This window comes from Massilia sp. Root335, from assembly GCF_001425685.1.
Lineage (GTDB): Bacteria > Pseudomonadota > Gammaproteobacteria > Burkholderiales > Burkholderiaceae_D > Telluria > Telluria luteola.
In genome coordinates this window covers 110,341-133,572 of sequence record NZ_LMCY01000048.1, presented here as the reverse complement: position 1 = coordinate 133,572, position 23,232 = coordinate 110,341, and the positions used below count along the sequence as shown (strand labels likewise).

Sequence of the window (23,232 nt, the reverse complement as noted above, 5' to 3'; positions counted from 1 at the left end):
TGACGCCGCCATGCACGTCCACGACATCCTCGCCGCCGCCGCGCTCGACCGCGATGCCGCCACGCCGCTGTTCCGCCAGTTGTACGTCCACCTGAAGGCCGCGATCCTGAGCGGGCGCATCGGCGCCGGCGTGCGCCTGCCGGCCACGCGCACGCTGTGCGGCTTGCTGCGCGTGTCGCGCCAGACCGTGCTGGCCGCGTACGAGCAGCTGATGGCGGAAGGCTACCTCGAGGGCACGGTCGGGAAGGGCACCTTCGTCAGCGCGTCGCTGCCGGCCGGCACCCGCTGCGCCGCCGCCGCGGCGACGATGGTGCGCCCGCTGTCGCCGCGCGGGGAACTCATCGCGGGCGGCATGGCGCGCGTGCTGCACCACGCGGGGCCGCTGCGCGCCTTCCGCGCCAGCATGCCGGGCCTGGACCTGTTCCCGTTCGACGTCTGGCGCCGGCTCGAGGCGCGCCACTGGCGCCATTCGACGGCCAGCCTGGGCTACGCCGGCGCCGCCGGCCACGCGCCGCTGCGCGAGCTGCTGTGCGCCTATCTGAAGGCGTCGCGCGGGGTGCAGTGCACGGCGGACCAGATCGTGATCACGTCCGGCTCGCAGCAGGCCTTGTATCTGCTGGCCCAGTTGCTGCTCGCGCCGGGCGAATCGATGTGGATCGAATCGCCCGGCTACCAGGGCGCGGTGGCGCCGTTCACGGTGGCCGGCGCGCGCGTCTGCCCGGTCCCCGTCGACGCCGAGGGCATGGACGTGGCCTACGCGGCCCGGCACTATCCGGATGCGCGCCTGGCCTTCGCGACGCCGTCGCATCAACTGCCGCTGGGCGTGACCATGAGCCTGCGGCGCCGCCTCGAACTGCTGCGCTGGGCCGAGGCGAACCGCGCGTGGATCGTCGAGGACGACTACGACAGCGAATACCGCCATACGGGCCCGCCGCTCGCGTCGCTGCAAGGCCTCGATCGCGCGGGCTGCGTGATCTACGTGGGCACCTTGTCGAAGGTGCTGTTCCCCGCGCTGCGCCTGGGCTACGTGGTGGCGCCGCCGGCGCTGGCCGCCGCGCTGGCGCGGGCCAAGGCCGTCGTCGACCGCCACAGTCCCATCGTGGCGCAGGCGACCCTGGCCGACTTCATCGCCGGCGGCCACTTCGCGCGCCACATCCGCCGCACGCGCGACGCGTACGGCGAGCGCCGGCAGGCCCTCGTCGATGCGCTCGACGCGCGCCTCGCGGACCGGCTGCGCCAGGGGCCGTCCGACGCGGGCCTCGACTTGTGCGTGCACTTCGTGGAAACGGAAAAGCTCGACGAGGAGACCGTCGCGCAGCACGCGCGCGAACTCGGCGTCGACGTGCGCACGCTGGGCTATTACCGGAATCCGGCCGCCGGTGCCGAGTGCGCCGTCGCGCCCGGGCTGCTGCTGGGCTTTTCCGCGTTCACGCCCGACGTCCTGCGTGCCGGCGTGGATGACCTGGCGCGCGCGCTGGAGCGGGCTGCCCGGTGCGTGTAAATATATTACTGCCATCGTTCCATCAGGCGCTATCGACGTCGTCGCCGCGGCTCGGCAGTACCGAAAACGAGCGCGTCCTGAAACTGTTGTCAACCTTTTTGCACAAACATTAGTGTAAAAAAAATTACGCCTCGTGCTAACGATGGGGCCGTTAAATGGCGTATAGTGCGCGGTTCGTGGAGCAATATCTCCATGAAAAAAAGCTATTAATTATGAAACCGCGCGCGGCACTCGATGCCGTGACGATGAGTTCGAAATCCGTCCTAAAACTAGTAAGAACGCGCACAATCATGAGTATTGTCGACGTCGATGTCCTGCTCGAGGATTTGGAGGAGGCCGCCCCGTGCGGGCCGAATCTCGAGTACGACCCCGCATTTATGGAGCTCGAGCAGAGTGCGCTCGGCAAGCCTGAAGTCCAGTATGGGGACACCATCGTCCCCGCCGTCCCCCCCGAATGGAAGCAAGTCAAGAAACAGGCCCTCGACCTGTTCGCTCGCACGCGTGACCTGCGCGTGGCGATGCCGCTCGTGCGTGCGCTGCTGGCGCTGCACGCGATGCCCGGTTTCGCCGACGGCGTGCGCCTGCTCGAACGCCTCGTCGAAGAGCGCTGGGACAGCGTCCACCCCGAGCTCGATCCGGACGACGACAACGACCCCCTGCTCCGCATCAATTCCCTGGCCCAGCTGACCGACCCCGCGACCATCCTGCGCGACCTGCGCGAGACCGCCTTCGTCATGCTGCCCGGCCTGGGCGCCCTGACGCTGCGCGTGCTGGAGCAGGCGAACGGCGAGGCGCCGGTGCCGGACGGGCAGACCGCGCTGACCCCGGATTCGATCGAAGCGGCGCTGGCCGACGTGTCCGAGGAAGCCATGCAGGCCGCCACCGCCGCCGTCAACGGGGCGCTGAACAGCGTGACCAACCTGGAGGCCGCCCTCGTGCGCCACGTGGGCAGCGCGCAGGCGCTGACCCTCGGCCCGCTGACGCGCCAGTTGCGGCGCATGGCCGACCTGCTGGCCAGCCGCGCCGGCGCCGCGCAGGACGTGCCGGCCGACGCATCGTCCGACGCCGACGGCGAGCAGCAGCAGGGCGGCGGCACGGCCGCGCCGCGTGCCGCGGCCATCACGGGCGACGTGGCCAGCCGCGCCGACGTGATCCGCATGATCGACAAGATTCTCGCCTACTACCAGCGCTACGAGCCGTCGAGCCCCGTGCCGATGCTGCTGGAGCGGGCCAAGCGCCTGGCGCCGATGAGCTTCATGGAAGTCATGGAGAACCTCGCGCCGGACAGCATGCAGCAGCTGAACGTGATCCGCGGACCGCAGCCGGGCGAGTCGAACGGATCGGACGATTATTGAATCCAGCAGGCCGGCAGTTCAATCAAGGAGGAGTAAACCGTGGGCAAAGAAAGTAGCCAGAAATTCATCGCACGCAATCGCGCGCCGCGCGTGCAGATCGAGTACGACGTCGAAGTGTACGGCGCCGAGAAGAAGGTGCAGCTGCCGTTCGTGATGGGCGTCCTGGCCGACCTGTCGGGCCAGAGCGCCGAGCCGCTGGCGCCGGTCGCGGAGCGCAAGTTCCTCGAGATCGACGTCGACAACTTCGACGAGCGCCTGAAAGCCATGAAGCCGCGCGTCGCCGTCCAGGTGCCGAACACGCTGACGGGCGAGGGCAACCTGGCCGTCGACATGACCTTCGAGAGCATGGACGACTTCACCCCGGCCGCGATCGCGCGCAAGGTGGATTCGCTGAACAAGCTGCTCGAGGCGCGCGGCCAGCTGGCCAACCTGATGACCTACATGGACGGCAAGACCGGCGCGGAAGAGCTGATTTCCAAGCTGCTGGCCGAACCGGCGCTGATGCAGGCGCTGACGTCCGCACCGAAGCCCACCGAATAACGAACGAGAGAACAGGAGAACGGCATGTCCGAATCCCTCGCACAAACCCAGCAGGAGTCCGGTACGCTCGAGATGAGCGACTTCAGCTCGCTGCTGCAGAAAGAATTCAAGCCGCAATCCGACAAGGCCAAGGAATCGGTCGAAGTCGCCGTGCGCACCCTGGCCGAGCAGGCGCTGGCCGGCACCAGCCTGATCTCCGGCGACGTGCTGGGCACGATCCAGAGCCTGATCGCCGCGCTCGACAAGAAGCTGACGGAGCAGATCAACCTGATCATGCACACCGAGGAGTTCCAGAAAGTCGAAAGCGCCTGGCGCGGCCTGCACTACCTGGTGAACAACACCGAAACCGACGAGATGCTCAAGATCCGCGTGATGAACATCTCGAAGAACGACCTGGCCAAGACCCTCAAGAAATTCAAGGGCACCGCCTGGGACCAGAGCCCGATCTTCAAGAAGATGTACGAGGAAGAATTCGGCCAGTTCGGCGGCGAGCCGTTCGGTTCCATCGTGGCCGACTACTACTTCGACAACAGCGCGCCTGACGTCGAGCTGCTGTCGTCGATGGCCAAGGTCGCCGCCGCCGCGCACGCGCCGTTCATCTCGGCCGCCGCGCCGTCCGTCATGCTGATGGAATCGTGGAACGAGCTGGCCAATCCGCGCGACCTGACGAAGATCTTCCAGACCCCGGAACACGCCGCATGGCGTTCGTTCCGCGAGTCCGAGGATTCGCGTTACGTCGGCCTGACCATGCCGCGCTTCCTGGCACGCCAGCCGTACGGCGCCAAGAGCAACCCGGTCGAGGAATTCGACTTCGAGGAAGACACCAGCGCGCCGAGCAGCAAGAACTACACGTGGGCCAACTCGTCCTACGCGATGGCCGTCAACATCAACCGCTCGTTCAAGGAATACGGGTGGTGCTCGCGCATCCGCGGCATCGAGTCCGGCGGCGCGGTCGAAGGCCTGCCGGTGCATGCCTTCCCGACCGACGACGGCGGCGTCGACATGCAGTGCCCGACCGAGATCGCGATCTCGGACCGCCGCGAGGCGGAGCTGGCCGCCAACGGCTTCATGCCGCTGGTGCACAAGAAGAACACGGACTTCGCCGCCTTCATCGGCGCGCAGTCGCTGCACAAGCCGGCCGAGTACGACGATCCGGACGCCAGCGCCAACGCCGCGCTGGCCGCGCGCCTGCCGTACCTGTTCGCGACCTGCCGCTTCGCCCACTACCTCAAGTGCATCGTGCGCGACAAGCTCGGCTCGTTCAAGGAACGCGACGAGATGGAACGCTGGCTGACCAAGTGGATCATGCAGTACGTGGACGGCGATCCGGGCAGCTCGAGCGAAACGACCAAGGCCCAGAAACCGCTGGCCGCGGCCGAAGTGGTGCTGGAAGAAGTCGAAGGCAATCCGGGCTACTACACGTCCAAGTTCTTCCTGCGTCCGCACTACCAGCTCGAAGGCCTGACCGTGTCGCTGCGCCTCGTGTCGAAGCTGCCGTCGGCAAAGGGCTGACCGTTTTTTGAAGTCCCGCGCGGACCCGGTCCGCGCGCATTCGGAAGTTCAACCACCGCCCGCGCGCACAGCAACGGCACACAAGGAGAAAAGACATGGCATTGGATATGTTCATCAACATGGGCGACAAGATCAAGGGCGAGTCGCGCGACAAGGTCCAGGGTCCGAAGGGCGACATCGACATCCTGGCCTGGAGCTGGGGCATGAGCCAGTCCGGCACGACCCACATGGGCGGTGGCGGCGGCGCCGGCAAGGCCAACTTCCAGGACATCTCGTTCACCAAGTACATCGACAGCTCGTCGAATGCGCTGATGACCGCCCTGGCCAAGGGCACGCACATCGAGAAGTGCGTGCTGATGGTGCGTAAAGCCGGCGAAGGCCAGCAGAAGTACCTCTTGATCACGATGGAAGAAGTGCTGGTGACCTCGCTCTCGACCGGCGGCAGCGGCGGCGAAGATCGCCTGACCGAAAACGTCACCCTGAACTTCGGCAAGGTGACCTTCGCCTACACGCCGCAGGACAGCAAGGGCACCGTGGCCGGCGACAAGACCTTCGCCTGGAACATCGCCGAAAACGCTGCTGTGTAAGGGGCGTCGCCAAACCTGCTGCGCGTTGCAGATTCAGCCTGCGCTTCCCGGCTGGATCTGCCGCGCGCTGCGGTTTGGCGAGCCACCGTAAGGCAGGTAAAAATTTTTTTGGATGGGAGCGTTCGAATGCTTGCGCAACAGCTGATTCGTGATGGAGACCTGGCCGGCGCGCTCGCCGCGTTGCAGGATGCGGTGCGCAAGAACAGCGCCGACCCCAAACAGCGCGTGTTCCTGTTCCAGCTCCTGTGCGTGCTGGGCCAGTGGAACCGCGCCCTGACGCAGCTGAACGTGGCGGGCGAACTGGATGCCGGCGCGCTGCCGATGGTGCAGACCTACCGCGAGGCGATCCAGTGCGAGGCCCTGCGCGCCGAGATCTTTGCCGGCCGCCGCAATCCCGTGATCTTCGGCGAGCCGCAGCCCTGGATGGCCCAGCTGGCCGAAGCGCTGAAGCTGGACGCCACCGACCCCGCCGCGGCCGGCAAGCTGCGCGCCGACGCGTTCGACGCCGCGCCCGCGTCGCCCGGCCGCATCGACGACCAGCCGTTCGACTGGCTGGCCGACGCCGACGGGCGCCTCGGCCCCGTGCTGGAAGCGATCGTCAACGGCCGCTACGTGTGGGTGCCGTTCATGCGCATCGCGCGCATCGAGATCGAGCCGCCGGCCGACCTGCGCGACGCCGTGTGGACGGCCGCGACGTTCACGTGGTCCAACGGCGCCCAGACCGTCGGCCTGATCCCGACCCGCTACCCGGGCAGCACCGACGCGGCCGACGCGCTCAAGCTGGCGCGCGCGACCGAGTGGACCGGCGAGCACCCGGTCGGCCAGCGCATGTTCACGAGCGGCGAGGCCGATTATCCGCTGATGGACGCGCGCCTGATCGAATTCGACCTGCACGACGACGACGCTGCCCTCGACCATGGCTGAACTGGCACCGCGCGAGCGCCTGCAACCTTCGCTGCTCGACCGCCTCACCGACGATGAACCCGACCAGGAGGTCGAGTCGCGCGAACGGCGCGTGCTGTCGGTGCGCGGCCTGCGCGAAGGCGTGCTGCGCGACCTCGCGTGGTTGCTGAACACGACCAACCTGCTGTCCGTCAGCGACGTGCCGCGCCTGCCGCACCTGGCGAACACCGTCCTGAATTACGGCATGCCCGACATGTCCGGTGCGTCGCTGGCGAACATGAACGCGGCCGACCTGGAACGCGCGATCCGCCAGGCCATCTGGGATTTCGAGCCGCGCCTGATCCGCTCGTCCGTGTCGGTGAAAGTCATGCCGCAGCAGGAGTCGATCAGCAAGATCATGTTCGAGATCCAGGCCGACATGTGGGCCCAGCCCTATCCCGAGCGCCTGTTCCTCAAGACCGAGCTGGATCTCGATCTGGCCCAGGTCAGCCTCACCGAATTTTCCGGCGCACGGTCATGACCAATCCACGCCTGCTTCGCTACTACAGCCAGGAGTTGCAGCACCTGCGCGAGATGGGCGGCGAATTCGCGGTCCAGTATCCCAAGATCGCCGGCCGCCTCGGGCTGGAAGGCTTCGAGTGCGCCGACCCGTACGTCGAGCGCCTGCTGGAGGGTTTCGCCTTCATGGCGGCGCGGGTGCAGATGAAGATCGACGCCGAGTTCCCGCGCTTCACCCAGCACCTGTCCGAGCTGGTCTACCCGCACTTCCTGGCGCCGACGCCGTCGATGGCGATCGTGCAGCTGCAGCCCGACCTCGGCAACCCGGCGCTGAACGTGGGCTATCGCATCGCGCGCGGCGCGGCCATGCGCAGTGTCCTCGGCAAGGACGACGCCACCGCCTGCGAATACCGCACGGCGCACGACCTGACCCTGTGGCCGGTCGAGCTGGTCGAAGCGAAGTTCTTCACGCATGGCGGCACCATCGCCGGCGTCGAGGCGAGATTGCCGGCGAACGTGAAGGCGGGCCTGCGCCTGCGCCTGCGCACGACCAACGGCGCGCCGTTTTCCAAGCTGGCGCTGGACCGCCTCACGCTGCACCTGCGCGGCAGCGACGAAATGCCCGGCCAGATCTACGAAAAGCTGCTGGGCGCCGCCCTCGGGGTGCTCGTGCTGCCGGGCAGCCGTCCGGCCGGCAAGCACACGCTGCTGCCCAAGGCGGCACTGCGTTCGCGCGGTTTCGCCGAGGACGACGCGCTGCTGCCCAGCGGCCAGCGCAGCTTCCAGGGCTACCGCCTGCTGCAGGAATACTTCGCGTTCGCGCAGCGCTTCCTGTTCGTCGAGCTGACCGGGCTGAAGGCCGCGGTGGCCGCCTGCGCGGAGCAGGAACTCGAGATCGTCGTGCTGCTGGCGCGCGGCGACGCACGCCTGGAACAGGCGCTCGACCACAGTAATTTCGCGCTGAACTGCACGCCCGTCGTGAACCTGTTCCAGCGCCGCGCCGACCGCATCAACCTGTCCGGCGACCAGTTCGAATACCACGTGCTGCCCGACCGCACCCGTCCCATGGACTTCGAGGTGCACCAGGTCGAAAGTGTGACGGGTTACGGCACCGGCACGGACGCCGAACAGGAATTCCATCCGCTGTACAGCGCGCGCGACCTGGGCGCGGCAAGCCTGTCGGGCCAGGCGTTCTACCAGATCCGGCGCGAGCCGCGCCTGCTGTCGCAGCGCCAGCGCCAGCGCGGACCGCGCTCCTCGTACATCGGCAGCGAAACCTTCATCACGCTGGTCGACGCGCAGGAGGCGCCGTACCGCCACAACCTGCGCCAGCTCGGCCTCGTCGTGTGGTGCACGAACCGCGACCTGCCGCTGTCGATGTCGCTCGGCGTCGGCAAGACGGATTTCATCCTCGAGCAGGGCGGGCCGGTGCAGTCGGTGCGCGTGCTGGGCGGACCGAGCCAGCCGTTCCCCTCGTTCGCCGAGGGCGGCGTGGCGTGGCGCCTCATCAACCAGTTGTCGCTGAACTATCTGTCGCTGGCGGACACCGACCCGGACCAGGGCGCGCGCGCGCTGCGCGAGCTGCTCGCGCTGTACTGCCATCCGCTCGACGCCACCAGCCAGCGCCAGGTCGAAGGCGTGCGCTCGGTCGCGGCGCAAGCGATCACGCGGCGCATGCCGGCGCCGGGGCCCATCACGTTCGGACGCGGCCTGGAGATCACGGTGACGATGGACGACGGTGCGTTCGAAGGCGCCGGCGCCTTCGTGCTGGGCGGTGTGCTGAGCCACTTCTTCGCGCAATACGTGTCGATCAATTCGTTCACCGAGACCGTCGTCCGTACCGTCGGCCGCGGCGAGATCATGCGCTGGACGGCAACGGAGGGCGCATGCGCAATCCTGTAGACGTCGAACGCCAGCTGGGCGAAGCCGGGGCGGCCATGGACTTCTTCCAGGCCCTGCGCCTGCTGGAGAACGCCCATCCGGACAAGCCGCGCATCGGCACGTCGCTGCGTCCGCGCGACGACGCCGTGCGCTTCGGCCGCGACCCGTCGCTGGGCTTCGAACCCGGCGCCGTGGCGGGATTCCAGCCGGCGACCGGCGACGCCAGGGCGCGCCTCGCCGTGAATTTCTTCGGCATGTTCGGCGCCAACGGCCCGCTGCCGCTGCACCTGACGGAATATGCGCGCGACCGTGCCCGCAACCACGGCGACCACACGATGGTCGCGTTCCTCGACATGTTCCACCACCGGATGGTGTCGCTGTTCTATCGCGCCCGCGCCGCGGCCGATCCGGCCGTCAGCCTGGACCGCCCGGACAGCGACCGCTTCGCCGACTACGTGGGCAGCCTGTTCGGCATCGGCACCCCGGGCCTGCGCGGGCGCGACGAGATCGGCGACTTCGCCAAGCTGCACTTCGCCGGCCTGATGGCGAACCAGCGCCGCCCGGCCGCCGGTCTCGTGACGATCCTGCGCGCGTACTTCAAGCTGCCCGTCGAGATCGAGCAGTTCGTCGGCCACTGGATGAAGATCCCGCTCGACGGCCAGACCCGCATCGGCATGGACGACCGCGGCAACCGGATCGGCACCTCGGCCGTGCTGGGCAAGAAGGTCTGGGATTGCCAGCACAAGTTCCGCCTCGTGATCGGCCCGGTCGACTACGACGATTACGAGCGCATGCTGCCCGGCGGCGCCAGCATGACGCGCCTCGTCGACTGGGTGAAGAGCTATGCCGGCACGGTGCTCGACTGGGACGTGCGCCTGGTGCTCAAGCGTCCCGAGGTTCCACCCCTGCAGCTGGGCGCGCGGCGCCTCGGCTGGACCACTTATCTCGCGAGCGGCCCGGCTGCGCGCGATGCCCGTCAACTCTTGATCAACCCGACAGCCCGCCCGGGCTGACCCCACGCGAAAGAACCGGATCATGGCCGAAATCAGTCGTGTCGCACTGTTTGGAAAACTCAACTCGCTGTGCTACCGCGCGATCGAAAGCAGCACGGTGTTCTGCAAGCTGCGCGGCAACCCGTACGTGGAGATGGTCCACTGGGTGCACCAGATCCTGCAGTTGCAGGACTCCGACCTGCACCGCATCATCCGCCACTACGAACTGGACGCCGCCGTGCTGGCGCGCGACGTCACGGCCGCGCTGGACCGCCTGCCGCGCGGCGCCACCTCGGTGACCGATTTGTCGTCGCAGCTGGAAGAGACGGTGGAACGCGCATGGGTGTTCGGCACGCTGATGTTCGGCGAGTCGTCCGTGCGCAGCGGCCACCTGTTGTTCGGCATGCTCAAGACCTCGAACCTGCGCAACGCGCTGTACGCGATCAGCCGCCAGTTCGAGCGCGTCAAGGCCGATGACCTGTCCGACCGCTTCGGTACGCTGCTGAAGGATTCGGTGGAAGCGAAGCTCGGGGCCAGCGACGGCTTCCAGGCCGCCGCGCCGGGCGAGGCGTCGGGCGCCCTGGCACCGGCCCAGATGGGCAAGCAGGAAGCGCTCAAGAAATTCACGGTCGACCTGACGGAACAGGCGCGAAGCGGCAAGATGGACCCGATCGTCGGCCGCGACGACGAGATCCGCCAGATGGTCGACATCCTCATGCGCCGCCGCCAGAACAACCCGATCATGATCGGCGAGGCGGGCGTCGGCAAGACGGCCGTCGTGGAAGGTTTTGCACAACGCATCGCGCGCGGCGACGTGCCCCCGAGCCTGAAGGAAGTGCAGCTGCTGGCGCTGGACGTCGGCCTGCTGCAGGCCGGCGCCAGCATGAAGGGCGAGTTCGAGCAGCGCCTGCGTTCCGTCATCGACGAAGTGCAGGCCAGCGAGAAGCCGATCATCCTGTTCATCGACGAGACCCACACGCTGGTCGGCGCCGGCGGCGCGGCCGGTACGGGCGACGCCGCCAACCTGCTGAAACCCGCGCTGGCACGCGGCACGCTGCGCACGATCGGCGCGACCACGTTCGCCGAGTACAAGAAGCACATCGAGAAGGACCCGGCGCTGACCCGCCGCTTCCAGAGCATCCAGGTCGACGAACCGAGCGAAGAGCGCGCGATCCGCATGATGCGCGGCGTGGCGTCGACGATGGAAAAACACCACAAGGTGCAGATCCTCGACGAGGCGCTGGAGGCGGCCGTGCGGCTGTCGCACCGCTACATCCCCGCGCGCCAGCTGCCCGACAAATCCGTGAGCCTGATCGACACCGCCTGCGCGCGCGTGGCCGTGAGCCTGCACGCGACGCCGGCCGAGGTGGACGACAGCCGCAAGCGCATCGACGCGCTGAACGTGGAGATGGAGATCATCCGCCGCGAAGGCGCGATCGGCATCGAGGTGGCGGGCCGCGCCCACGAGACCGAGGTTGCGCTGGCGGCCGAGAAGGAGCGCCTGGCGGGCCTGGAGCAGCGCTGGAACGAGGAACGCACGCTGGTCGACGAGCTGCTGGCCCTGCGCGCGCAGTTGCGCGACGGCGCACAGCCGGTCGAAGGCACCGGGTCGAAGCTCGAAACGGCAGCGGCGGAACCCGCGCAGAACGAGGCGGAACGCGCCGCGCTGAAGGAACAGCTGCAGGCCGTGCAGGCGACACTGAGCGCGCTGCAGGGCGAGAATCCGCTGATCCTGCCGACCGTCGACTACCAGGCCGTGGCGGCCGTCGTCGGCGACTGGACCGGCATTCCCGTCGGCCGCATGGCGAAGAACGAGATGGAGACGATCCTCAACATCGCCTCCACCCTGAGCCAGCGCGTGATCGGCCAGGACCACGCGATGGAAATGATCGCCAAGCGCGTCCAGACGTCGCGCGCGGGCCTGGACAATCCGAACAAGCCGATCGGCGTGTTCATGCTGGCCGGTACGTCCGGCGTCGGCAAGACGGAGACGGCGCTGGCGCTGGCCGAGGCACTGTACGGCGGCGAGCAGAACCTCATCACCATCAACATGAGCGAGTATCAGGAAGCGCACACGGTGTCGACCTTGAAGGGCGCGCCGCCGGGCTACGTCGGCTACGGCGAAGGCGGCGTGCTGACGGAGGCGGTGCGCCGCCGGCCGTACTCGGTGGTGCTGCTCGACGAAGTGGAAAAGGCGCACCCGGACGTGCACGAGATGTTCTTCCAGGTCTTCGACAAAGGCTTCATGGAAGACGGCGAGGGCCGCTTCATCGATTTCAAGAACACCCTGATCATCCTGACGACGAACGCGGGCACGGACCTGATCGCGGGCCTGTGCAAGGACCCGGACCTGATGCCGGACCCGGAAGGCATGGCGACCGCCCTGCGCGCGCCGCTGCTGAAGGTGTTCCCGCCGGCGCTGCTGGGCCGCCTCGTGACGATCCCGTACTATCCGCTGTCGGACGACATGCTGGGCAAGATCGTCAAGCTGCAGCTGGACCGCATCAAGAAGCGCGTGGAGGCGCGCTACAAGATTCCGTTCGAGTACGGCGAGGACGTGGTCAAGCTGGTGGTGTCGCGCTGCACCGAGAGCGAGTCGGGCGGCCGCATGATCGATGCGATCCTGACCAACACGATGCTGCCGGACGTGAGCCGCGCATTCCTCAACCGGATGATGGACGGCCAGCCTGTCGGCGGCGTAAAGGTCGGGGCGGAAGCCGGCAATTTCTCTTACCAGTTCCACTGACCGACGTCAGTGGACTACGTTCGCCGGGATCGCCCATGCCTTGCCGGCACTCTTTAAGTGAACCTTTGATTCAGCCAGGAGAACAACAATATGCTCAAATTTAACAACGACTGGGTATCGCTGCCGGTGATCACGAAGAATGGTCAGTTTCCCGACAGTGAGGTCCAGTACTATGCCACCAAGGCGGTTGCGACGACCATCATCACCTCGGCGGCAGCCCTGGTGCAAAGCAAATTTACGCAGTTGAAGGCCGCCATCGATTCCAAGACCGAGACGCTGACGGTCGAAATCGGGCTGCATCAGTCCGAAGGCGGCGTCTTCGATGTTCCCTACCATTTTACGGTGCGGTGCTCGAACGTGGTCGGCGCGTTCCACCTCTACGTCAGGCTGGTGGATCCGGCGCTGGGCAAGGACTGCTACGGGCTGCAGTTCACCAAGGCGACCCACTCGACGGGTGAGATGGCAGTCAACAATGCCCCCACGTTCGACGCCGCCACCAAGCACAAGAAAAGAGGCTGGAACATGTCGGTGTATTGAGCCGGCTGGTATCATCCGGGAACGAAACGATGCCTAACCAAGTTTCCATGGGCGCGATGATGACCTGCACGTTCGGTGCCGCACCGTCGTCGCTCGTCGTCCTGCCGAAGAACAAGGTGCTGGCCGAGGGGCCGCCCGCCGCCAACATCATGGACCACATCCCGCTCGTGAACATCATGCCGTTCGGGATGTGCCAGTCGCCGGCCAATCCGACGGTGGCCGCCGCCACGGCCGCGGCGCTGGGCGTGCTCACGCCCATGCCTTGCGTGCCGGCGACGTCCGCGCCATGGGTGCCCGGCGCGCCCACGGTCCTCATCGCCAACATGCCGGCGCTCGACAACGTCTCCAAGTGCATGTGCAACTGGGGTGGCGTGATCGGCTTCACGAACGCCGGCACCGTCAAGACCATGATTCCTTAACCTAGTCCGCCAGCGCATGCCCATCCTGCCTACCCAAGCCAACCGCGAAGTCGCCGTCAAGACCGTCTACGGTGACGACACGCTGCTGTTCAAACGCATGCAGTGCAGCGAGGCGCTGGGCCGTCTGTCGGAGTTCCGCATCGAGCTCGCGTCCGAGCTCGACGACATCAAGATCGCCAAGGTCCTCGGCACCGGCATGACCGTGAGCGTCGACCTGCCGCAAGGCGGGAAGCGTCATTTCCACGGCATCGTCACGCGCTTTTCCTACCAGGGCTGGCGCGACGGCAAACCGTCGTATCTCGCGACCGTGCATCCGAGCCTGTGGTTGCTGACGCGCGCCACCAACTGCCGCATCTTCCAGGAAAAGAGCGCGATCGACATCGTCAAGGCCGTCACCGGCGCGTACGGCGTGGCGATCGAGGTGGACGAATGCATGCTGGCGGCCACGCCGGCGGTGCGCGAGTACTGCGTCCAGTACCGCGAGAGCGACTTCAATTTCGTCTGCCGTTTGCTGGAAGAAGAGGGCATCTATTTCTACTTCAGGCACGAGGACGGCAAGCACACGATGGTGCTGGCCGATGGCTACGGCGCGCACGTCCCGGTGAGCGGCTACGACACCATCTCGTTCCGCGAAGAGGAAGCGGGGCGCGATCCGCTGCAGGAGGCGGTGACGCTCCTCAACCCGGGCGGCGAGATCCAGCCCAGCGTGATGGCGCTGAGCGACTTCGATTTCGAGAAGGCGTCGGCGAGCATCAACGGCGGCATGCTGGTCAAGTCGACGGTGCCCGCGCCCTTCGAGCAGGCGAGTTACGAACACTATGATTACCCCGGTCGTTACCAGGTGATGGACACCGGCAACGGCTTCGCGCGTGCGCGCATGGAGGCGCTGCACGGGCAGGGCGAGCGGATCGACGCGAGCGGCAATGCGCGCGGGCTGACGACGGGCGCGCTGTTCACCTTGGCCGAGCATCCGCGCGACGACCAGAACCGCGCCTTCCTGATCACGTCGGCCGAGACGGAAATCACGGGCATCGATTACCGCTCGGACGGCGCCGCCACCGGCCTCGATTTCCGCTGCAGCTTCCAGGCGATCGGCAAGGAGCACAGCTACCGTCCGCCGGCGACGGCGCGCAAGCCGTTCGTGCAGGGACCGCAGACGGCGATGGTGGTCGGCAAGGCGGGCGAGGAGATCTGGACCGACAAATACGGCCGCATCAAGGTGCAGTTCCACTGGGACCGTCTGGGCAAGGCGGACGAAGCCAGTTCGTGCTGGGTGCGCGTGCAGCAGGGCTGGGCCGGCAAGGGCTGGGGCATGATGTTCGTGCCGCGCATCGGCATGGAAGTCGTCGTCAGCTTCCTCGAGGGCGACCCGGACCGCCCGCTCGTGACGGGCTGCGTCTACAACAGCGACGCCTTGCCGCCGTACACGCTGCCGGACGACCAGACCAAGTCGACCATCAAGTCGAACACGTCGAAGGGTGGCAACGGCTTCAACGAGATCCGCTTCGAGGACAAGAAGGACAGCGAGGAAATCTTCGTCCAGGCGGAGAAGGATTTCAATCGCGTCGTGAAGAACAACGACACGCTGAAGGTCGGCTTCGAGAAGAAGGACAAGGGCGACCAGACCATCGCGATCGCCAACGACCAGAGCCTCGACGTCGGCAACGACCGCAAGGTGCACGTGAAGAACGACCAGACGGTCGCGATCGACAACAACCTGACGACGACCGTCAAGAACGACGAGACGCGCAAGGTGGACAACAACCAGAGCGTCAAGGTCGGCAACACGATCGTCGTCGAGGCGAATACCTCGATCGAGCTGAAGGTCGGGAGCAGCAGCATCAAGATCGAGCCGGCCAAGATCACCATCAAGTCCGTGGAAATCGCGGTGCAGTCCGACGCCAACATGGAGATCAAGGCGGGCGCGATGATGCAGGTGAAGTCCGGTGCGGTGATGACCATCGAAGGCGCGCTCGTGAAGATCAATTGAGAACGTCATGCGTAACCGTATTCTATTCGCCTGCCTGATGCTGGCGGCCGTCGTGGTCCGGGCCGGGGAGCCCGCGGGCGAAGGCGCGCCGGCAGGGCGGGTACGAGCCGCGCCGCAAACCGCGCCGCGCGCCGTGCTGACGCTGGCCGACCAGCCGCTGCGCCTGATCCGCGGCGCGACCGTGTACAAGGCCGGCAGCGGCGTCGCGGTGCAGAAGGACGACATCCTCGAAACCGGCGACGCCGGGGCACAGGTCGAAGCGGGCGCGGATGCCATCGTGGCGCTCGGCCCGCACAGCCGCGTGCTCGTGGCGGACCTCGCGCCCGCGGCCACGTCGGCCGTCGAGATGGAGCTGCTGCAGGGCTGGATCAAGGTGTACGCCAAGGGCCGCCGCGCGGTCGTCGTCACGCCCGCGCTGCAGGTGGCGCTCGCATCCGGTTCGACGATCGTGCACGCGGGCGGCGGCCAGGATGCCGTGTTCGCGGAAGAGGGCGAGCAGCAGGTCGCGCGCGTGGACGAAAAGGGCAAGGCGGGCGCCGCGCTCAAGCTGCCCGCCGAACAATACGCCGGCGTCGACGCCGGCAAGCCGCAACCGGTCGCGGGCCGCCCGCCGCGCGCCTTCGTGGGCGCGATGCCGGCGCCGTTCCGCGACCATCTGGCGCAGGTGCCGGCCGTGAAGAACGCCGGCAAGGTGCCGCCTTCGAAGGAGGGCGAGGCCGATTTCGCCGACGTCGACGACTGGCTGGCGTCGACGCTGCCGGCGCGCCGGCGCTTCGTGGCGCGCTTCAGGCCGCGCCTGTCCGACCCCGACTTCCGCAAGCAGCTCGACCGCGCGCTCGGCCAGAGCCCCGACTGGAAGCCGGTGCTGCACCCGGTCCGGCCGTCCAGCGGTTCGCTGTTCTGACGCCGGACCACACAGAATTCAATCAGGAGAACACATCATGAAACTTTCGATCGCCGCCAAATTCAACCTGGTGTTCGTGTCGATCTTTGCCGTCGGCTTCCTCGCCGCCGGCGTCGTCGCGGACCGTCTGCTCAAGCAGAGCGCGCGCGAGGAAACGCTGCAGAACGCACGCCTGCTGCTGGAAGCGGCCAAGAGCGTGCGCGGCTACACGGCCAGCCAGATCCAGCCGCTGCTGAAGAACCAGATGAAGTTCGAGTTCCACCCGCAGTCGGTGCCGTCGTATTCCGCCGTCGAAAACCTGAACGTGATCTTGAAGTCCTACCCCGACTTCGCGTACAAGGAAGCGACGCTGAACCCGACCAACCTGCGCGACAAGGCGTCGGACTGGGAGGTCGACGTCATACAGACGCTGCGCAACAAGCCGGACATGAAGGAATTCGTCGGCGAGCGCGACACCGCGACGGGCCACAGCCTGTACATCGCGCGTCCGCTGCAGATCAAGGACCCCGTGTGCCTGAGCTGCCACACGACGGCCGCCGACGCGCCGAAGACGATGGTCGACATCTATGGCCCGAACAACGGCTTCGGCTGGAAGCTGAACGAAGTGGTGGGCGCGCAGGTGATCTCGGTGCCGATGGCCGTGCCGCTCGCGCGCGCCAGTTCGATCTTCAAGACCTTCATGCTGTCGCTGTTCGGCGTGTTCGTCGCCGTCTTCATCGCGCTGAACGTGATGGTGCACCTGTTCGTCACGCGCCGCATCAAGCGCCTGGCCTTCGTCGCCGACGACGTCAGCATGGGCAAGTTCGAGGCCGACGAATTCGACGTCAAGGGCAACGACGAGATCAGCGGCCTGGGTCGCTCGTTCAACCGCATGCGCACCAGTCTCGCCAGCGCATTGAAGATGCTGGAAGAGTAACGCAGGACAGCAAATGGCAACAATCGACAAGATCGGCAAGTACCGCATCGACGGCGTGCTGGGCAGCGGCGCCATGGGTGTGGTGTACAAGGCGTTCGACGCCGACATCGCGCGCACGGTCGCGCTCAAGACGATCCGGCACGAGCTGCTGGACGGTTTGCAGGACGGGCTGCAGGACAGCGACATCGTCGCGCGCTTCCGCAACGAGGCGCAGGCCTCGGGGCGTCTCGTGCACCCGAACATCGTGGCGGTGTACGACTTCGGCGCCTACGGCGACACGACGTACATCGCGATGGAATACGTGGACGGCACGTCGCTGAACGCCTTCCTCGTCAAGGACGTGCCGATGGACCTCGCCGCCAGCATCACCTGCATCACGCAGCTGCTGCGCGCGCTCGACTACGCGCATGCGCGCGGCGTCGTCCACCGCGACATCAAGCCGGCCAACATCCTCATCACCGGCGACGCCCAGGTCAAGATCACCGACTTCGGCATCGCCAAGATCGAGTCCTCGACCTTGACGCAGGTGGGCGCCGTGATCGGCACGCCCAGCTACATGTCGCCCGAACAGTTCAAGGGCGAGACCGTTGACGGCCGCTCCGACCTGTTCGCCGTCGGCATCGTGCTGTACCAGATGCTGACGGGCGCGCGGCCGTTCAGCGGGCCGGCGTCGACCGTCATGCATCAGATCATCCACGAGATGCCGCCGCGGCCCAGCGAGCGCCAGCCGTCGCTGCATCCGGCCTTCGACACGGTGCTCGCCAAGGCCATGGCCAAGCGCACCGAAGACCGCTTCCCGAATGCGCTGGCCTTCCTGGACGCCTTGAGCGCCGCGTACATGCAGCAGACCGGCGGCGTGCCGCTCACCGACGAGGACAACGAACGCACGGTGCTCGCGTTCCAGCGGCCGGCCGTGCCCGAGCCGGCGCGGCCCGCGCATCCGGCCAGCGCGTCGCAGCACGGCAGCATGCCCGCGGCGACGGGCAGCGCGTCCGGCCTCACCGGCGCGGCGCCGCCATGGCTGCAGGGCCTCGCGCCCGAGTTGCAGACGGCGTTGTCGACGCAGATCGGCCCCGTGGCGAAACTGGTGCTCAAGAACGCCGCGCGCGACGCCGTCGACCTGGACGACCTGTGCAACAAGCTGCTGCCGCACATCGGCTCGGACGCTGGCCGCGCGCAGTTCCAGGACAGCATCCGCGAGATCAAGAAGAAGCACGGGCTCTCCACGCTGTCGACGATGAGCGGCCGCAGCCAGGCGGGCGCCGTCCGGACCGGCACCCAGCTGACGCAGATGACGGGGATGCCCACCTTGCTGCAACTGAGCCCCGAGCTGATGGACGCGGCGCAGATGAAGCTGGCCGTGTACGTGGGCCCGATCGCCAAGGTGCTGGCCAAGCGCGCGTCCAAGATGACGGGGAACGTCGACGAGTTCTATCGCCTGCTGGCCGAGAACCTGCCGGACCCGCAGGAACGGGCGCGCTTCCTCAAGGACGTGAGCAAGGGCTGAGTGCTTGGGTTTCAACAAAATGCAACTGTATAATCGTTCGATCATCCCAGGACTCCAATGCCCATCATTCTGAGCGTCTACACGTACCGCAACGCGGCGCCGGCACAGGCGCTGACGCGGCGCTTCGACCGCCTGGGCGGCGCCATCGGCCGCGCGCCCGGCAATGACCTCGTGCTCGACGATCCCGGCAAATACATCTCGCGCCTGCATGCGCGCGTCGAGTACCGCGACGATGCGTTCTGGCTCGTCGACGTCGGCAGCAACCCGAGCCTCGTGAACGACCGCCCGGTCGGCGCCGGCCGCCCGGTGCAACTGGAAGACGGCGACCGCGTCACCATCGGCGACTATCAACTGCTCGCGAGCGTGGAAAGCGAGGCGACGGCGTTCATGCCCGCCGCGCCGGCCGCGGTGGCGTCTCCCTTGCCGACGTCGCCGCTGCAGGTTGCGCCCGCGCCGGCCGCCGTCACGCCCGAGCTGCCCGTGAATCCGGACGATTCGCTGGCCAGCGCCGGCATCCTCGACGTGGGCGGCGATCCTTTGAGCCCCAGCTTCGATCCGCTCGGCCTGAACCTGTTCGGCAGTCCGGCGCCGGCCGCCGCGCCGAGCGTGCCGGCGTGGCGTGGCGCCGAGAGCGACCACGTGCCGCCGGAGCAGTTGCCGTTCGCGCCCCCGCCGCATATGCCGCAATCCGTTTCGCAGCCCGCGCCGGCATCGCATTTCGCGCCGCCGCCGGTCGTGGCGCAGCCGCAGCCGCAAGCGATACCGTCGATGGCGATCCCGGACGATTACGACCCGCTGGCCGACTTTTTGCCGCCGCGCGTGCAGGCGGTGCCGGCGCTGCCGCCCGCGCCGCCAGTCGCGCAGGTGCCGCCCGCCATGCCGGCCGACGAGGCCGAGGCGACGGCGTTCGCGCCCGCCGCGCCGGCCGTGATGCCCGTGCCGGCCGCGCCGCCGCCGCTTGCCGAACTTGCGCCCGAATCCGAACCCGAACCCGAACCTGCGCCGGCGTTCGCGCCGCCACCCGCCGCCGCCGTACCGCCGGCACCGGCACCGGCACCGGCAGCGGCGCCAGCACCGCGCGCGGCGGGCGGCAAGGCCGTGGACGATCCCGTGATCCAGGCCCTCATGCGCGGCCTGGGCCTGACGGAACTGAGCACGAAGCGCAGCGCCGAGGAGATCGCGGAAATGGCGGGCGCCATGCTGCGCGAAGCGACGTCCGGCACGATGGGCGTGCTGATGGGCCGCGCCATGACCAAGCGCGAAAGCCGCCTGGACATGACGATGATCGGCGCCGCCGCCAACAACCCGCTGAAATTCTTCCCCGACGCCGACAGCGCGCTGACCCAGATGATGGGCGGGACGATGCCCGGCTATATGGCGCCGCCGCGCGCGTTCGCCAACGCGTTCGACGACCTGAAGGCGCACGAGCTGGCGATCATGGCCGGCATGCGCGCCGCGCTGGCCGGTGTGCTCGAACGATTCGACCCGGCCGCCATCGAGGCGCGGCTGCAGGTGCCGACCGTGATGGACAAGATGCTCGCATCGAGCCGCAAGGCCAAGATGTGGGACCGGATGGTCGAGCTGTACACGCAGATGGCCAGTGAGGCGGACAGCGATTTCCACCGCCTGTTCGGCGAAGCCTTCGGCAAGGCCTACGAGGAACAGGTCGCGCTGCTGCGCCAGGCGCGCCGCTGAACTCCAATCAACCGATACTCAACCACTGCCTACGAATGTCCTGGAATAGTAAAGTCATCTGGTCGGAGGGCATGCTGCTGCAGCCCCAGCACCTGCAACAGCACGACCGCTACCTGCACAACGTGATCGAACAACGCGTCGCTGGCGTGCGCGCCTACGCGTGGGGCTTCACGAAGCTGGTCATCGACGAACAGCTGCTGGCCCAGGGCAAGCTCGCGCTGCTGGCGGCAAGCGCCGTGCTCCCGGACGGCACGACGCTGAACCTGCCGCAGGACGGCGCGCTGCCCGAGCCACTCGACGTCCCCGAGGATGCGCGCGACGCGCTGATCGTGCTGGCGCTGCCGCTGCGCCGCATGGGCATCGCGGAGACGAGCGATGGCACAGGTCTCGACGACTTCGCGCGCCACCGTCCCGTCGATTACGAGGCGATGGACAGCAATGGGCTCGACAACAGCGCGCTGATGCAGGTGGGCAGCCTGCGCCTGCGCGTCGCGCTCGAGAAGGACGTCGCCAACGCCTATACGACACTCGGCATCGCGCGCGTGATCGAGCGCCGGCCGGACAACCGCGTCGTGCTCGATCCGTCCTACTGCCCGCCGTGCCTGGACTTCCGCGTCGCGCCGCGCCTGTCGTCCTTCGCCGACGAATTGGTGGGCCTGTTGAACCAGCGCGCGCAGGCGCTGGCGGGGAGACTCAGCCAGCCCGGCGTCGCTGGCGCCGCCGAGATCGCGGACTTCCTGATGCTGCAACTCCTGAACCGCGGCCTGCCCCTGTTCGGCCACTTGGCCGGCATGACGGGCCTGCATCCGGAACGCCTGTATGCGGAACTGGCCCAGCTGGCGGGCGAACTGTCGACGTTCAGCCGCCCCGATAAACGCGCCGTGCCTTATCCCGTGTACCGCCACGACCGGTTGAGCGAGAGCTTCGCGCCGCTGATCGAGGACGTACGCGCGGCGCTGTCGCTCGTCGTCGATCCGCGCGCCGTCGCGCTCACGCTGGAAGAACGCCAGTTCGGCATCCGCGTCGCCGTCGTGCCGGACAAGGAGCTGCTGCGCGCCGCGACGTTCGTGCTCGCGGTGAACGCGCACATGCCGCCGGAAGCCGTGCGCAGCGGCTTCCCGGCCATGGTCAAGATCGGATCGATCGAAAAGATCCGCGACCTGGTCAACCTGCAGCTGCCCGGCATCGCCCTGCGCGCGCTGCCCGTGGCGCCGCGCCAGCTGCCGTTCCACGCCGGCTACACCTATTTTGAACTCGACAAGACCGGCGAGCACTGGGCCCAGCTGCAGAATTCCGTCGGTTTCGCGATGCACATCCCGAACGAGTACCCGGGGCTGCAAATGGAGTTCTGGGCAATCCGCAAGTAATCAGGAGGACCGCTCCAGCGGTCCCACGAACCAGGAGGACCGCACGTGAGCGATCCCACTAACCCGATGCAGGACCCCGACCGCACCGTGCTCGTGCCCGCACCCGGCGGGCGCCGCACGGCGCCGTCCCAGCCGCCGGCCACGCCGGCTGCGCCAGGTACTACACCGCCGCCGCGTCCCGCGCCAGGCGACGCGCCGGCCCAGCTGCACGGCGCGGGCCTGAACCCGCTCGTGCGCGCCGCGAATCCGCTGCTCGACCTCGTGCCGCCGCTGCGCCGCATGGCGTCGCATCCGGACGTCGAGGCGCTGCGCATGCAGCTCATCGGCGCGATCAAGACGTTCGAAGCGTCCGCGAAAGCCGCGCACGTGGAGCACGACCAGATCGCGGCCGCGCGCTACGCGCTGTGCACCCTGCTGGACGAGACCATCTCGTCGACGCCGTGGGGCGGCGGCGGCGTGTGGGCCAGCCGCAGCCTGCTCGTGGCCTTCCACAACGAAGCGTTCGGCGGCGAGAAATTCTTCCTGATCCTGCAAAAGCTGTCGCAGGCGCCCAAGGCCAACGTCCATGCGCTGGAGCTGATGTATCTGTGCCTCGCGCTCGGCCTGGAAGGGCGTTATCGCGTCATCGACAACGGCCGCAGCCAGCTGGACGCGCTGCGCGAACGCCTGCAGCAGCTGATCGCCCAGCAGAAGGCGCCCGTGGAAGCCGAGCTGTCGCCGCACTGGAAGGGCGCCACCGGCAAGGGCGAGCCCTTATGGCGCATGGTCCCCGTGTGGATCATGGCGGCCAGCGCCGCCGTCATCCTCATCCTGCTGCAGCTCTTCCTCGGCCACCGGCTGGGCAGCGCATCCGATCCGGTGTTCGCCAACCTGCTGTCGCTGAAGACGGCGCCGCCGCCCGTGGCCACGCCGCCCGCACCCGCGCCGACCGTACCGCGTCTCGCGGGCTTCCTCGCGCCCGAGATCGCACAAGGCCTCGTCACCGTCGTCGACAGCGCCGACCGTTCCGTCGTCACCCTGCGAGGCGACGGTGTGTTCGCGTCGGGCAGCGGCGACGTGTCCGGCGCCTATCTCGGCCTCCTAGGCCGCATCGGCGACGCACTGAAGACCGTGCCCGGCAAGGTGATCGTCGTCGGCCACACGGACAACACCAAGCCCGGCCTGTCGGCGCGCTTCCCGTCCAACTACGAACTCTCCAAGGCCCGCGCGACCGCCGTGCGCGACCTGCTGGCCGAACGCGCCGGGCCGGAATCCCGCTACAGCGTGGAAGGCCGCGGCGACTCGGAGCCGCTCGCGACCAACGACACGCCGGCCGGCCGCTCGCGCAACCGCCGCGTGGAGATCGTCCTGCTGACGCCCGCCGCGGCGAACTGAGACCAACA

The 23,232-nt window shown here is 67.7% G+C and carries 19 protein-coding genes; all 19 read left to right on the top strand.

Features of this window, described 5'->3' with window-relative positions:
- Positions 1-10: 10 nt before the first annotated feature.
- Complete coding sequence (locus ASC93_RS24425; protein WP_056449218.1) at positions 11-1,501, top strand: PLP-dependent aminotransferase family protein; 1,491 nt, start codon at positions 11-13, stop codon at positions 1,499-1,501.
- 290 nt (positions 1,502-1,791) lie between these two features.
- Complete coding sequence (tssA, locus tag ASC93_RS24420; RefSeq protein WP_056448791.1) at positions 1,792-2,856, top strand: type VI secretion system protein TssA; 1,065 nt, start codon at positions 1,792-1,794, stop codon at positions 2,854-2,856.
- A 39-nt stretch (positions 2,857-2,895) separates the two neighbouring features.
- Entirely contained in the window at positions 2,896-3,396 is a 501-nt protein-coding gene (tssB, locus tag ASC93_RS24415; protein WP_056448788.1) for a type VI secretion system contractile sheath small subunit, read from the top strand.
- Between the two features lie 24 nt (positions 3,397-3,420).
- Positions 3,421-4,908, top strand: coding sequence for a type VI secretion system contractile sheath large subunit (tssC, locus tag ASC93_RS24410; RefSeq protein ID WP_056448785.1), 1,488 nt, complete (start codon positions 3,421-3,423; stop codon positions 4,906-4,908).
- A 95-nt stretch (positions 4,909-5,003) separates the two neighbouring features.
- The gene (locus ASC93_RS24405; protein WP_056448782.1) at positions 5,004-5,495 is read left to right on the top strand and encodes a type VI secretion system tube protein Hcp; all 492 of its coding nucleotides are present in this window, start codon (positions 5,004-5,006) and stop codon (positions 5,493-5,495) included.
- Positions 5,496-5,621: 126 nt separating this feature from the next.
- Positions 5,622-6,419, top strand: a complete 798-nt coding sequence (locus tag ASC93_RS24400) for a type VI secretion system accessory protein TagJ (protein ID WP_056448779.1) — start codon at positions 5,622-5,624, stop codon at positions 6,417-6,419.
- Complete coding sequence (gene tssE, locus ASC93_RS24395; protein WP_056448776.1) at positions 6,412-6,918, top strand: type VI secretion system baseplate subunit TssE; 507 nt, start codon at positions 6,412-6,414, stop codon at positions 6,916-6,918. Before ASC93_RS24400 ends, tssE begins: the two co-directional genes overlap by 8 nt.
- Complete coding sequence (gene tssF, locus ASC93_RS24390; protein WP_056448773.1) at positions 6,915-8,798, top strand: type VI secretion system baseplate subunit TssF; 1,884 nt, start codon at positions 6,915-6,917, stop codon at positions 8,796-8,798. The genes tssE and tssF overlap by 4 nt, the downstream gene beginning before the upstream one ends.
- Positions 8,783-9,790, top strand: a complete 1,008-nt coding sequence (gene tssG, locus ASC93_RS24385) for a type VI secretion system baseplate subunit TssG (protein WP_056448770.1) — start codon at positions 8,783-8,785, stop codon at positions 9,788-9,790. Before tssF ends, tssG begins: the two co-directional genes overlap by 16 nt.
- 22 nt (positions 9,791-9,812) lie before the next feature.
- Positions 9,813-12,515 (top strand): type VI secretion system ATPase TssH, encoded by a 2,703-nt coding sequence (tssH, locus tag ASC93_RS24380; RefSeq protein ID WP_056448768.1) that lies wholly within the window; start codon positions 9,813-9,815, stop codon positions 12,513-12,515.
- Between the two features lie 90 nt (positions 12,516-12,605).
- Positions 12,606-13,052, top strand: a complete 447-nt coding sequence (locus tag ASC93_RS24375) for a hypothetical protein (protein ID WP_056448766.1) — start codon at positions 12,606-12,608, stop codon at positions 13,050-13,052.
- 29 nt (positions 13,053-13,081) lie between these two features.
- Positions 13,082-13,471 carry a DUF4280 domain-containing protein gene (locus ASC93_RS24370; RefSeq protein ID WP_056448763.1) on the top strand — a complete coding sequence of 130 codons (390 nt, stop codon included), beginning with the start codon at positions 13,082-13,084 and terminating at the stop codon, positions 13,469-13,471.
- 16 nt (positions 13,472-13,487) lie between these two features.
- On the top strand, positions 13,488-15,461 hold the full coding sequence (locus tag ASC93_RS24365; RefSeq protein ID WP_056448760.1) for a type VI secretion system Vgr family protein: 1,974 nt from the start codon (positions 13,488-13,490) through the stop codon (positions 15,459-15,461).
- A gap of 7 nt (positions 15,462-15,468) precedes the next feature.
- Positions 15,469-16,365: a hypothetical protein gene (locus tag ASC93_RS24360; protein ID WP_157202108.1), complete on the top strand. Its 897-nt coding sequence runs from the start codon at positions 15,469-15,471 to the stop codon at positions 16,363-16,365.
- Positions 16,366-16,402: 37 nt separating this feature from the next.
- On the top strand, positions 16,403-17,281 hold the full coding sequence (locus ASC93_RS24355) for a DUF3365 domain-containing protein (protein ID WP_056448754.1): 879 nt from the start codon (positions 16,403-16,405) through the stop codon (positions 17,279-17,281).
- 13 nt (positions 17,282-17,294) lie between these two features.
- Positions 17,295-18,788, top strand: coding sequence for a serine/threonine-protein kinase (locus ASC93_RS24350; RefSeq protein WP_056448752.1), 1,494 nt, complete (start codon positions 17,295-17,297; stop codon positions 18,786-18,788).
- A 57-nt stretch (positions 18,789-18,845) separates the two neighbouring features.
- The gene (tagH, locus tag ASC93_RS24345; protein WP_056448749.1) at positions 18,846-20,483 is read left to right on the top strand and encodes a type VI secretion system-associated FHA domain protein TagH; all 1,638 of its coding nucleotides are present in this window, start codon (positions 18,846-18,848) and stop codon (positions 20,481-20,483) included.
- A 35-nt stretch (positions 20,484-20,518) separates the two neighbouring features.
- Positions 20,519-21,850 carry a type VI secretion system baseplate subunit TssK gene (gene tssK, locus ASC93_RS24340; RefSeq protein ID WP_056448746.1) on the top strand — a complete coding sequence of 444 codons (1,332 nt, stop codon included), beginning with the start codon at positions 20,519-20,521 and terminating at the stop codon, positions 21,848-21,850.
- A gap of 45 nt (positions 21,851-21,895) precedes the next feature.
- A complete protein-coding gene (locus ASC93_RS24335) occupies positions 21,896-23,224 on the top strand; it encodes a DotU family type VI secretion system protein (RefSeq protein ID WP_082548320.1) in 1,329 nt (442 codons plus the stop codon).
- Positions 23,225-23,232: the final 8 nt, after the last annotated feature.

Bases quoted from the DNA above. Each gene is read 5' to 3' on its own strand.
- ASC93_RS24425 (WP_056449218.1), top strand. From the start codon at position 11: ATGCACGTCCACGACATCCTCGCCGCCGCCGCGCTCGACCGCGATGCC.
- tssA (WP_056448791.1), top strand. From the start codon at position 1,792: ATGAGTATTGTCGACGTCGATGTCCTGCTCGAGGATTTGGAGGAGGCC.
- tssC (WP_056448785.1), top strand. From the start codon at position 3,421: ATGTCCGAATCCCTCGCACAAACCCAGCAGGAGTCCGGTACGCTCGAG.
- ASC93_RS24405 (WP_056448782.1), top strand. From the start codon at position 5,004: ATGGCATTGGATATGTTCATCAACATGGGCGACAAGATCAAGGGCGAG.
- ASC93_RS24400 (WP_056448779.1), top strand. From the start codon at position 5,622: ATGCTTGCGCAACAGCTGATTCGTGATGGAGACCTGGCCGGCGCGCTC.
- tssE (WP_056448776.1), top strand. From the start codon at position 6,412: ATGGCTGAACTGGCACCGCGCGAGCGCCTGCAACCTTCGCTGCTCGAC.
- tssF (WP_056448773.1), top strand. From the start codon at position 6,915: ATGACCAATCCACGCCTGCTTCGCTACTACAGCCAGGAGTTGCAGCAC.
- tssG (WP_056448770.1), top strand. From the start codon at position 8,783: ATGCGCAATCCTGTAGACGTCGAACGCCAGCTGGGCGAAGCCGGGGCG.
- tssH (WP_056448768.1), top strand. From the start codon at position 9,813: ATGGCCGAAATCAGTCGTGTCGCACTGTTTGGAAAACTCAACTCGCTG.
- ASC93_RS24375 (WP_056448766.1), top strand. From the start codon at position 12,606: ATGCTCAAATTTAACAACGACTGGGTATCGCTGCCGGTGATCACGAAG.
- ASC93_RS24370 (WP_056448763.1), top strand. From the start codon at position 13,082: ATGCCTAACCAAGTTTCCATGGGCGCGATGATGACCTGCACGTTCGGT.
- ASC93_RS24365 (WP_056448760.1), top strand. From the start codon at position 13,488: ATGCCCATCCTGCCTACCCAAGCCAACCGCGAAGTCGCCGTCAAGACC.
- ASC93_RS24360 (WP_157202108.1), top strand. From the start codon at position 15,469: ATGCGTAACCGTATTCTATTCGCCTGCCTGATGCTGGCGGCCGTCGTG.
- ASC93_RS24355 (WP_056448754.1), top strand. From the start codon at position 16,403: ATGAAACTTTCGATCGCCGCCAAATTCAACCTGGTGTTCGTGTCGATC.
- ASC93_RS24350 (WP_056448752.1), top strand. From the start codon at position 17,295: ATGGCAACAATCGACAAGATCGGCAAGTACCGCATCGACGGCGTGCTG.
- tagH (WP_056448749.1), top strand. From the start codon at position 18,846: ATGCCCATCATTCTGAGCGTCTACACGTACCGCAACGCGGCGCCGGCA.
- tssK (WP_056448746.1), top strand. From the start codon at position 20,519: ATGTCCTGGAATAGTAAAGTCATCTGGTCGGAGGGCATGCTGCTGCAG.